The following is a 10,936-nucleotide window of genomic DNA, read 5'->3' as shown; positions in this document are numbered from 1 at the left end:
ATCAGGGGCATCACCCCCCATCCAGAGGCGTAGAACCTGCCCCCGGCGGGACGCCCGCACCCCGCGGGGAAGTTCTACCACCCTGCCCCCGGCAGCAGTATGCAAAAGAGTCAGCAGCGATTCCACCTGAAGATAGGATAAATCTCCCCCGGAACCCGTAAGGTGACACCAGGCCCGGCGCAACACGCGGCGCACCAGGGCCAGGGGGGTAGAGAGGAGTTCGGGAACAGCCAATAAGAGGTGGTGTTCCCCTTCTACTTTTAATACCCGCCCGTACAGGAGGGCGGCCTGTTCTTCCAGGTAATCGTTTTCTTCCCGGCAGATATGTCCCAGATGGACGAGGGCGTCAACCAGCCGGGGGTTATATTCGGTCTCCAGTTGGGGAATTAATTCCAGGCGAATGCGGTTACGGGTGTAAATCGTTTTTTTGTTGGAAGCATCCTCCCGCACGGGCAGGGAATGCTCCTGGCAATAACGCTCGATCTCGCGCCTGCGGGTATCCAGCAGGGGACGGATATACATGCCGCGAACAGGGGGTATGCCCTTTAAACCGGCCGGCCCCGTGCCGCGCAAGAAATTGAACAGAATGGTTTCGGCCTGATCGTCTGCGTGATGCCCCAGGGCCACCCGGGAAGCCCCTGTTCGCCGGGCTACTTCTTCGAAAAAGCGGTATCGCACCCGGCGGGCTGCATCCTGGGCTGAAAGGCCCGTACGTTCCCGGTAAGCGGGCACATCGAATTCTTCCAGGTACACCGGCAAGCCCAGGTCTTTCGCCAATTCTTCAACCAGACGGGCATCCGCCCGCGCTTCTTCACCGCGAAACATGTGGTTTAAATGCGCCACGGCCAGGGAAATGTGCAGCTCACCTTTCATACGCCAGAGCAAATGCAAAAGGGCCACCGAATCGGGGCCGCCGGAAACCCCGACCAGCACCCTGTCTCCGGGAGCGATCATGTGAAATCTGTCGATAAATGAGCGCACATCCTGTTCCAAACCCATCACGCGGCACTCCCAATACGCTTCCGAAATACTACAATTCCACAAATAATATGTTTTTCCTTCCCGGTGGCAAAAAATGTGTTATCCCGGCCACACTAAAAAAAGCCCTCTCAAGAGGGCATTGCCTGCTCCACGCGGGCCACCAGTACGGTCATATCATCGGCATTCTGCCTTTCCCCACCCGACCCCGTCTGGGCCAGTTTGAGCAGCAGTTCGGCCATCTCCTGGGGGCTGAAATCGCTTATTTCCTGGAGCACGCCGATGATCCAGTCCTCTTTGTCCCCCGAACCCCGGTAAGAATCGATAATGCCGTCACTGACCATGACAAGGACATCCCCTTCCACAAGGCTTTTAGAGACAGAAGCCACGTCAATGTCCTTGATAATACCCACCGGCAGGGAGCTGGCACGGACCATGCTCACCCGTCTGTTTCGAACCAGAAAAGTGGGTGGAGCTCCGATCTTGACAAAATCGGCCTGACCCTCGTAAAGATCCAGTACGGTCATATCAAGGGTGGCAAACGTTTCCCCCGGGGAACGGAGGATCATGATGGAATTAACGGTCTTGACGGCCAGGTTGCGGTCCAGCCCTGTTTCCAGGAGCCTGCTCAAAAGGGAGACGGCCGTACTGCTTTCCAGTGCCGCCTCTGAACCGCTGCCCATACCATCGCTTAAGACCAGGGCAAATTTACCTTCTCTCAAGGAAAGGAAGGCATAGCTGTCTCCGGAGACGGAGCTGCCATTTTTGCCTATCCCGGCCACCCCTATCTTAAGGGCGAATTTCAGCCCGCTGTAGAGGCGGAAAGTACACCACTGGTCAGGCTTAAAAACGGGACACCGGCTGAAGGGCAGGGCAAAGGGTTCCCCCATCAACCGTGATATCAGGGCGGCCAGTTCCCTGCACTCGAGCTGCTGCCCGCAGGTACTGCGGGTAATCATGACCTCTGTTTTGCCATCACCCTGGCGCTGGACCCGCACATCAGCCACCGGGACCCCCGCCTGCTTGAGCTTCTCTTTCAGCAGCTGCTCGTCACCTGTCAGAGTCTGAACCTCAAATTCCAGTTCTGAAGAGAGGTTTTCAATAATCTGGGCCACGCCCTTCAATTGTTCGGAAACAATCTCCCTGCTCTCGTCCAGTCTTTTCAACCAGTAGCGGTTGAGTTTATAGGTTTCATACAGGCAGGTGACGGTAATGGCCAGTTCCTTCGGGCGTGAGCAGCGCCTTTTAAACGTATCCGGCAGGTCTGCAGCGCCAACCTGCCCGTACATTTCGACCAGTGTGAAGAGGTCCAGCAGGCTCTGGTAGGTACGAAAAAACTCCCATTCCCAGCAGGTGCGGTATAAACCGCACCCCTGGCACACCCTGTCCGCAATCTGGTTAAATAGAGATTGGAGGTAGGGTTCTTCATGTTCCCGGGGGGCCGTGGCAGAGCTTTGATTAAAACTGCGGGAAAGCTCGTCGAAAACCAGGGACCAGTTGCGCATACGGCCGGCCACTACAGACTGTACCCGGTCCGCAGCGGGTGCCGTGCCCTGCACCCTCAAAACCACGGGGAAAAGGGATTTATTCAACGTACCGATGTAGCGGCCCGGGATGAGCAGGAAAAGCAACACAGCCAGGGCCGTTTCACCCATCACCGCAGTCAGATCCCCAAAGTCTGTCAGATAAACTGACAGAATTACATTGCTGAGAAGAAAGCCCAGAGCGACCCCAGGCCTGCCAAAACCCCGGCACAACCCGGCCAGCAACCCCGCAAAGGAGTAACCGCCAATCATGGCCGGAACCGCGGTATAAACCAGCCCCGGAAGGATGCCCACCACCGCCCCCACGGCGGCACCCAGCCCCACACCTCCTGAAAGAGCGGCCAGCAAAATAATCAGCCGGCTCAGGAGCCCTTTCAAAGTAAAGACGGATACATGCAGATCACCCGTGCCGGCCACCACCGCCACCAGCAGCACCAGCATGGAGAACAACTCTTCTCCCGAGAGAGAGGCCAGGCCGGTAAGCTTGTCCAGAACGGGCAGACCCGCAAGAAAAACCAGCGTCAAAAGAGCGGCCAACCCGCCTTCAAAAAAAACGGTGATGTACTGGTACGGGGAGGGCCCGCTAAAGGCCAGCACACATGCTTTGATGACCACGGTCAGGGAAAAAACGGCAGCCGCCACCACCAGCTGCGCCCTGTTAATCCCTAAAGGCAAGGCCTGCACCAGGAACCAGGTAAGCACCACGACACCCAGTGCCCCCACCAGGGAGGGGCCGGATCTGACAGTGGCCAGGCCGACACCCGTCCCTAAAAGGGCAGCCGGCCCGGCCGCGGGAAAGGTCCGGGTTGCAGCAGCCACAAAGGCGGCTGCGCAGGGCACAATCTCACCCAGCAGCACGGCCCGACCCAAAAAAAAGCCGGCCATTAATAAAAGGAATCCTTCGCGGTTCAGGAGCGTTGCCCCTGAGGCCCTGTAAAAAAACCGCCAGTGCTTTCTTTTTTTCGGCAAACGTTTTTTTTCCTTGCCCTGTCGCGCCCGCTGGTAGGGATAGACGTTGATTTCTCCCGACACAAATGCCACCCCTTATTCATCCCTTGACTTAAAATTATAGTACAGGGGTGGAGCAATTTTTGTCATCATTGGTAAATAACAGCACTTTTTATTTCGACACCGGACGCGGCCTGAATGGCAAGTCCGTACATGATGTCGGCTTCACTCACCTGAAGGGAAGGCATACCCAGTTCCAGCATCACCAGCCGTACGATGCGGACCCCGGCTGTAATAATATCGGCCCTCTCCGGTTGCAGCCCGGGCAGTCTGCGCCGTTCCTCGAGCGTGCACCGGGAAAGGATGTCCACCAGATTTTCCACATCCGCCCGGGAAAGCACGAAACCGTGTACCCTCCCCGGGTCATAAACCTCCAGTTTTTGCACCATGGCCGCACATGTGGTAACCGTACCCCCAACCCCCACCAGGTGTCGGGGAGAGCTGAGACGAATCCGGGCAAGCGTGGGTGAGAGGAGCCGGCTGATGGCGGCATCATCGTGTCCTCCTTCAGTCATCCTCACCGCTCCTGCCTTGACGCTGCGGCAAAAAAGAGTATCTTCCTGTTGCCAGATAAATTCGGTACTCCCGCCACCAACATCCATAACCACCAGCCCCTTTGCATCCACTTCAAGCCCGCCCCGTACCCCAAGATAACTCAGGTAGGCCTCCTCCTCCCCGGAAAGAACTGTCACTTCCAAACCGGTACGGCGGGCTGCCTGCAGAAAATCCTGCCGGTTCCGGGCATCCCGTACGGCACTGGTAGCCGCAGCCACCGTACGTTCCACCTCCAGGGAGCGTATGCATTCCAGATAACGCTTCAGAGTCTCGCAGGTTCGGGTAATGGCTCTTGCCTGCAGATAACCGGAACCAATTCCTTCCCCCAGCCTGGTGGTCACCAGGTCGAAATGGATCACCCGCTCCACCTTCTCCCGCCGGACCTCGGCAACCAGCAAACGGGTGGAATTTGTACCGATGTCAATAACCGCCACGCGCATCAAAAGACACCTTCCCACCGGTAAAATTAAAAAAGCATTCCCTTGACCGGAATGCTGACAACCAGTTTTCTGCCACTTTAGGAACCGGTTTATACACTAGACAAAACGCCGCCCGGAACCGCGGCCACCCCTCTTGGCATCAAGGCTCCTGCGCAGAGACTGCTGCAACTCTTCGCTCTCTTTAAGGAAGCGGTTAAGCTTTTCCTCAAAGGAAGGCTCAAACCGCCTGCGCCGGGACGGCCTTTCCCCGGAACTCCTCACCTGCCTGATGGAAAGCCCGATTTTTCCACGGGCATCAACAGAGATAACCTTGACCGTAACCCGGTCATGAAGCTTTAAAAAATGGTTGATATCTGTGACATATTCTTCTGCCACTTCAGAAATGTGTACCAGACCGGTTTCACCACCGGGAAGCTGAACAAAGGCCCCGAAGCTAGCAATACCGGTCACCACGCCTTCCAAAACGCTTCCCACTTCTACCGGCATAACCTGCGGTTTGGCCTCCCTTAACATTAAAAAGCCCTGGTTAATTATATGCCTGAAAAAGTATAAGTGTCAAGAAAGATTTTTAAACCGGCCAAAAGCTGCCAGACAAGGAATACTTCAATCCTGCGGCTTCACCGGAACAATGCGAGCTTCCCCCGGCTTCACCAGTCCCAGCCGCTCCCTGGCCACCTGTTCTATATAGGCATCCGACTGCACCAGTTTAAGCTGCTGTTTTAGCTCCGCATTTTTCTTCTGCAGTTCGGTTAGCTGGGCCTGGAGCTGCTGAAGGTCCTGCTGCATGGCGTCGAGCCGGTGAAACTGGGTAAAAAAAGAAAGCAGGAGATAACAGAAGAGAACGGCCACCATCAAGCCGGGCAGCCGGTTTTTATTGAAACGCAGACGCCGGCGCCCGCTACCCGGACGCAAACCTGACGTAAAGGATTCTCCTTTCTGAAAGTAAAAGACCATTTTCCGGTACATCCCCTTCACCGGAACCGGCCGGTTGCCACCCGGAGCGAGTAGCCAGGTTCGAGATTGGCTCCTTGAATCGTTATTTTCTACGTTGAATAAGAAATTCCTTTCAGGCAGGATAAAAAAGATTATATCCGCCTTTTATATACCGCCTCCATTCAGACATTCAAACCTGCTGGCTGCACCGCGCCGTAATCTGCCGGAAGCGGCTGGGAGGCATCCCCATAGCGCGGCTGAAAACGCGACTGAAATAGTTGGGGTCGGGGTACCCCACCTGCCGACCGACTTCTCCCACGGGCAGGTCCGTCTCGGCCAGCAACTTTTTAGCCTTTTCAATGCGCAGGCGCAACACATATTCCGAAAAGGTACAGCCCACCTGTTCTTTAAAAGCCCTGCTGAAATAATCAGGACTCAGGAAAATTATCCGGGAAAGATCGGTAAGAGAAATTTCCCTTTGATAATTTTCTTGAATATAACTCAAGGCCTTTTTAACCGCACTGTTCACCATGGCACCGGCCTGACCGGCAGCCGGGTTGTTACCCGATAGCGCCAGTTCTGCCATCCACTCTTCCAGTTCTTCTATTGAGAGGCAGAGGGAAAGCCGGCGGGCGAATTTGTTATAGACATGCACAATTTCTTCCTTCTGCTCCCCGTAGCTGCCCATACTGCGCGAGAATGCCACAAGCACAGCCATCAGCCGGGCTTTAATCAGGTGGAGGTCGGTATCCCGGCCGTCGAATACAGAAACCAGAAATTCTCGAAATGTCTTTTTAGCCTTTTCCGCATCGCCGCTGCGCAGGACTTCTACCAATTCCCTTTCTTTGGCCGCGTAAACAACCTCATCCTGACCACTTTTATGCTCCAGTTCGTCCACATGCACTACCCGCTCGGGCCCCAGGTAAAACATGCCGAGATGGGCCGCGGTTTGGGCCTCCCAGGCTGCATGGGGCAACTGGCTTATATCCTCACAAAAACGGGAGAGTCCAACAGTTACCCCCAGGGAAAGCTGATCGGCGGCAGCTTCAATAATTTCGCCCGCCAGCTGGCGGAGACGATGTTCCTGATCCGGCCCCTGGTTCCCCCACAGGCCTATCAACATACGGTCACTTATCGGCAGGCATAACCCCCAGGGGTGCCGGGTCAAAGCATCTTCCACCAGCCGCTGCAATTGATAGCGGAGCAACTCGAACCGGGCCAGGGAGGCAGGACTACCCTCAAGCCGGTTTTCCATGTACACACCGAAAGCGACGCGGGGTAAAACTTCCAGGCGCACCAGCCGGGCCTGTTGTTCCACGGCAGCCCGTTCTTCCCACAAACCCCAGATAAGGCCCAAACCAAGGTTGAGCCGCAGCCAGGGGAGAGCCTCCGCCAGTTGTTCCTGCAACTTTTTGTGTTCACTCTGCTCTTCGCGCTCCCGCAGAAGCTGGACCCGCGTATTTTTCAACACGTCGACCAGTTCCTGGGAGCGAATGGGTTTGAGCAGGAAATCCACCACACCGATGCGCAGGGCCTCCTGGACATAATCAAACTCGTTATAAGCAGTGAGGAAAATAATAGCACTTGCAGGTAAAATTTTTCTTATTTCCCTTGCGGCAGTCAACCCGTCCATACCGGGCATCTTAATGTCCAGCAAGATGATGTCCGGCCGCAGCTCCTCAGCCAGCTGCACGGCCTGGCGGCCGTTGCGCGCTTCACCCACCACTTTGATTGGTTCTTCCGCCCTTTCAAGAATCAGGCGGATGGCCTGCCTTTCCAGATGCTCATCGTCTACAACCAGAAGTTTCATTTCATTCGCATTGTTCATGAGAATCCCCTTCCGGAACCATTAACTCTTTTGACTCTTTAATGGGATCCAAACTTTCACTGTCGTCCCTTCTCCCGGCGAACTGAAGATTTCCAGGCCGTATTGCTCGCCGAAGCAGTGCCGCAACCTCTGGTGCACGTTGGTCAAACCGAGGCCGGTGGTATGTCCCCGGCCGGACCGGTTGCCTTCCAGGACCTGGCTTGCGACCCCCGGTTCCATCCCCAGCCCCGTATCGCGAACTTCTATGCACACCCTTTCTCCAAAACACCGGGCGTCAATATAAATGGTCCCCCCGTCCTCTTTGAGCTCCAGACCGTGCACGATGGCGTTCTCGACCAGCGGCTGCAGCGTCATCAGGGGAATCAAGGCGTTCAACGCTTCGGGTTCGGCGTGAATTTCAACTTTAATATGATTCCCGTACCGTGTTTTCTGGATGAACAAGTAGTTAGTAATATGTTCCAGCTCCTCACGGAGGGAAACCATCTGGTCTATCTTGCGCAGGGTGTAGCGGAGCAGCCCGGACAGCGCATGGATCAATTCTTCGGTCTGGGAAGCCCCTTCAATCATGGCCAGCCGGCAGGCGGCATTCAGCGTATTAAACAGGAAGTGGGGGTTAACCTGGGACTGCAGGGCACGCAGTTCCAGCTGGTGCATCACCCGTTCCATATCGGCCTTTTCCTTAAGCTGCCGGGTGAGACGCTGGCTGGTAATGCGTGATACGCTCATCTCGACGATATAATTGGCCACGATTTGCAATAGTTCTCCGGCAGCCCGGATTTTTTCCTCCGTAACCACCTCTATTTTGTACAGCGCGGCACACATTTTTTCTTCATTCAGCCCGTACTGGCGGGCCACCTGCCGGACCTGCTTAATCTGCTCTTCCTGGGGCCTCTCCAGCAATACCTGCCCGCAAAGGACCGCTCCCCAGTAAACGCCGTCCACTATTAGAGGCGCCGCCATATCGATCAAACTACAGTGGCACTGGTGCAGGCTGAGGCTTTTCCACTTGGCCGCCGCCTCGCCGACGCGCCGGTCCGACTCGTAACACCCTTTCTCACCAACCGGCGAGGAACGCACCAGCCGGCAGAACTCGGTGAAATTACTGGGCCTGGTGATGGGTGTCCCATCCACGTCCACCACGATGGCCGCCACACCCGTGGCCCTGGCAAACTTATCCACAACCTCCTGCAGCAGAGGCACTGCGACCAATTCCCTCAGGTAACCGTGCACCGGCAGGCCATAAACGTATTCAGCCATCCGGAACCCCTTCTTTCGTCTATTGAGTATGATGTTCACTTATTTTGCTCAACAATTAAATTATTAAACAGTGTTCCAATATAGTCAACGGAAAGAGCTGTCAGTAGATTATGTAAAAAGCCTTCAGTGGACTCATTTCCCGCTGAAGGCTTAAGAAGTCTTCGGATCTACTATTTAAATTATCCTTGGAATTAAATTATCCTTCTTGAGCTGCGGAATCCTTTTTACCCTGTTTGGTGAACAAATTGGGTAGTATAGCGGAAATGTATCCCAGTACTATCCCGATCACGAGCGGAATTATCGTCGGCCAGAACTTGGCACCAGTGCCAAAGAATGCTGCACAGCACGCAAATTGTGCCGGCACGAAAGCAAAAATATCAATTGGGGCAAGCATAACCATGATGAAGGCAATAATCGTTACTCCAACAGCAACCCCCACCGCGGGGCCACCAAGGTAAGGAGCACATACCACTGCTAAATAACCCAGAATTACACCACAAACCGCCGGGAAAAACACCTTTTTAACCGACTCTGCATTACCCCCGGAAGCAAAAAACAGTGCCCAACCTACAAAAGCAGGCCAGGTAAGAAGATTAAATTGGCCAGAAAAATATGTCCAAATCCCTGCCAGAACTGCTATACTTAAAGCAAGGGGGAAAAATTGCATCTTTAATTTACCTCCTGTATTTTGGTGGAGCCGGAGCGAAAATTCGCTCCGGCTTTTCTCTTGGTGATTTTACAGGTTAATTATCGTTTTGCGAGATAAGCTTTTCCAATGGCATCTGCACCATAGATTGCGTTGTAGACCATTTGTGGTGTTACAGGGAAAGGCATATTGTGAACCATCATACCGGGTTCGCATACCTTTTCAGCTACGCGCATAATCTTTTCAGGGGTGGGATCTGTAACCCCTATCTGCGCCAGAGTTACAGGAAGCCCGACCCTGGTACAAAAATCCAGTACCTCATTGATTTCCGCCCATGAACGGTCTTCCAATACCAGGTGGGCCAGGGTACCGAAGGCAACTTTTTCTCCATGATAGCTATGGTGGGTTTCTTCCAGCACTGTTAATCCATCATGAATAGCATGAGCTGCTGCAAGACCAGAGCTTTCAAAACCAATACCGCTAAGCAGCGTGTTGGCTTCTACTATCTTTTCAACTGCGGGTGTGGCCACTCCTCTTTCCACAGCAAGCTTAGCAGCCTCTCCATATTCTAGCAGGATATCATAACAGAGCCGTGCCAGGTTTAAGGCAGTAACGGTAGTATAGCCACCCGGAATATTCTTTGCTGCAGCTTTAGCACATGAATCGGCTTCAAACCAGGTTGCAAGAGCATCTCCCATACCAGAAACCAGGAAGCGTACCGGAGCTTTCGCAATAATGGCAGTATCGACAACCAGCAAATTGGGGTTTTGGGGTAGGATAAAGTAACGATCAAAGACACCTTCCTCTGTGTAAATAACCGCAAGAGCGCTACATGGAGCATCTGTAGCAGCAATAGTAGGAACGATAACCACCGGTTTATTCATTAAGCATGCAACTGCTTTGCCTGCATCAATGACTTTACCGCCACCTACAGCAACTATGAAATCTGCCCCCGCTGCTGTAGCTGCAGCTTTAAGTCTCTCTATTTCACTATCGCAACACTCTCCCCGAAATACTTCAAATACAGAATCTACATTGTGTTCTTTTAAACTTTTTTCAATATCTCCACGAGTCTCTTTTAGGGCAGTTTTTCCTCCAGTTATGAAAGCTTTTTGCCCGAAATTTTTCGCCTGCTCACCCAGGGAATGAATCGCCCCGGGACCCTGTACATAGCGACTGGGAGAAATAAGAATTTTAATACTCATATTTTCTTCCTCCTCATGATAATTAATTGAATTTTTAGTTTTGGGGATCAGTGTTGTCAAGAGCGTCAGTACCGGATATGACAGGTTGACTCTGCATGCAAACAGTTACAAACAATGAATCTCTCCCTTATTACCTGTTTAATCCCCCCTTGTATTTTTTACCGGTGCACGGTTAATCTCAACTGGCGACTTTTTCTTCCTTACCTGCCGGTCCCACCCCCTCGTATTGATAAGACCTCGGTGCTTCCTCTCCCCTCAGGACTCTCAGTACACCCTCGGCCAGGGCAGCCATCTCGTCCTCGCCGGGAAAAACAAGCACCGGGGCGATAAATTCCACCCGTTTTTTGATCTCTTCCACCGCACGCCGGCTGTGTGCCAGTCCGCCCGTCAGCACAACGGCATCGACCTGGCCCGAAAGTACCGCCGCACAGGCTCCAATCTCACGCGCCACCTGGTAACACAGCGCTGTAAACAGGAGGTCTGCTTCTGCGTCCCCTGCAGCAGCCCGTTCTTCCACCTCCCGGGCACTGTTGGTCCCCAGG

Annotated in this window: 9 protein-coding genes and 1 pseudogene; all 10 read right to left on the bottom strand. The window is 53.9% G+C overall.

Features of this window, described 5'->3' with window-relative positions:
- The coding region (tilS, locus tag ACPLUI_RS06120; RefSeq protein WP_424659388.1) for a tRNA lysidine(34) synthetase TilS at positions 1-999 on the bottom strand (999 nt) is incomplete at its 3' end.
- Positions 1,000-1,109: 110 nt separating this feature from the next.
- A complete protein-coding gene (spoIIE, locus tag ACPLUI_RS06115) occupies positions 1,110-3,563 on the bottom strand; it encodes a stage II sporulation protein E (RefSeq protein ID WP_424659387.1) in 2,454 nt (817 codons plus the stop codon).
- Positions 3,564-3,619: 56 nt separating this feature from the next.
- The gene (locus tag ACPLUI_RS06110) at positions 3,620-4,525 is read right to left on the bottom strand and encodes a Ppx/GppA family phosphatase (protein WP_424659386.1); all 906 of its coding nucleotides are present in this window, start codon (positions 4,523-4,525) and stop codon (positions 3,620-3,622) included.
- Positions 4,526-4,621: 96 nt separating this feature from the next.
- Positions 4,622-5,011 carry a S1 RNA-binding domain-containing protein gene (locus tag ACPLUI_RS06105; protein ID WP_424659385.1) on the bottom strand — a complete coding sequence of 130 codons (390 nt, stop codon included), beginning with the start codon at positions 5,009-5,011 and terminating at the stop codon, positions 4,622-4,624.
- Positions 5,012-5,128: 117 nt separating this feature from the next.
- Positions 5,129-5,479: an FtsB family cell division protein gene (locus ACPLUI_RS06100; protein ID WP_424659384.1), complete on the bottom strand. Its 351-nt coding sequence runs from the start codon at positions 5,477-5,479 to the stop codon at positions 5,129-5,131.
- A 169-nt stretch (positions 5,480-5,648) separates the two neighbouring features.
- Positions 5,649-7,268 carry a response regulator gene (locus ACPLUI_RS06095; protein ID WP_424659383.1) on the bottom strand — a complete coding sequence of 540 codons (1,620 nt, stop codon included), beginning with the start codon at positions 7,266-7,268 and terminating at the stop codon, positions 5,649-5,651.
- Between the two features lie 39 nt (positions 7,269-7,307).
- The gene (locus ACPLUI_RS06090) at positions 7,308-8,543 is read right to left on the bottom strand and encodes a sensor histidine kinase (protein WP_424659382.1); all 1,236 of its coding nucleotides are present in this window, start codon (positions 8,541-8,543) and stop codon (positions 7,308-7,310) included.
- A gap of 196 nt (positions 8,544-8,739) precedes the next feature.
- A complete protein-coding gene (locus ACPLUI_RS06085) occupies positions 8,740-9,210 on the bottom strand; it encodes a DUF1097 domain-containing protein (protein ID WP_424659381.1) in 471 nt (156 codons plus the stop codon).
- Positions 9,211-9,290: 80 nt separating this feature from the next.
- Positions 9,291-10,394, bottom strand: a complete 1,104-nt coding sequence (locus tag ACPLUI_RS06080) for a glycerol dehydrogenase (protein ID WP_424659389.1) — start codon at positions 10,392-10,394, stop codon at positions 9,291-9,293.
- A gap of 178 nt (positions 10,395-10,572) precedes the next feature.
- Positions 10,573-10,936, bottom strand: a pseudogene (locus ACPLUI_RS06075) (butyrate kinase); the annotation flags it as partial.

The sequence above is a fragment of the Desulfofundulus sp. genome (genome assembly GCF_049701015.1).
Lineage (GTDB): Bacteria > Bacillota > Desulfotomaculia > Desulfotomaculales > Desulfovirgulaceae > Desulfofundulus.
This window is presented reverse-complemented; position numbering and strand designations above follow the sequence as displayed.

What these genes read in the sequence shown, in the direction of transcription:
- ACPLUI_RS06110 (WP_424659386.1), bottom strand. Translation starts at nt 4,525, where the DNA reads ATGCGCGTGGCGGTTATTGACATCGGTACAAATTCCACCCGTTTGCTG.
- ACPLUI_RS06105 (WP_424659385.1), bottom strand. Translation starts at nt 5,011, where the DNA reads ATGCCGGTAGAAGTGGGAAGCGTTTTGGAAGGCGTGGTGACCGGTATT.
- ACPLUI_RS06100 (WP_424659384.1), bottom strand. Translation starts at nt 5,479, where the DNA reads ATGGTCTTTTACTTTCAGAAAGGAGAATCCTTTACGTCAGGTTTGCGT.
- ACPLUI_RS06095 (WP_424659383.1), bottom strand. Translation starts at nt 7,268, where the DNA reads ATGAAACTTCTGGTTGTAGACGATGAGCATCTGGAAAGGCAGGCCATC.
- ACPLUI_RS06090 (WP_424659382.1), bottom strand. Translation starts at nt 8,543, where the DNA reads ATGGCTGAATACGTTTATGGCCTGCCGGTGCACGGTTACCTGAGGGAA.
- ACPLUI_RS06085 (WP_424659381.1), bottom strand. Translation starts at nt 9,210, where the DNA reads ATGCAATTTTTCCCCCTTGCTTTAAGTATAGCAGTTCTGGCAGGGATT.
- ACPLUI_RS06080 (WP_424659389.1), bottom strand. Translation starts at nt 10,394, where the DNA reads ATGAGTATTAAAATTCTTATTTCTCCCAGTCGCTATGTACAGGGTCCC.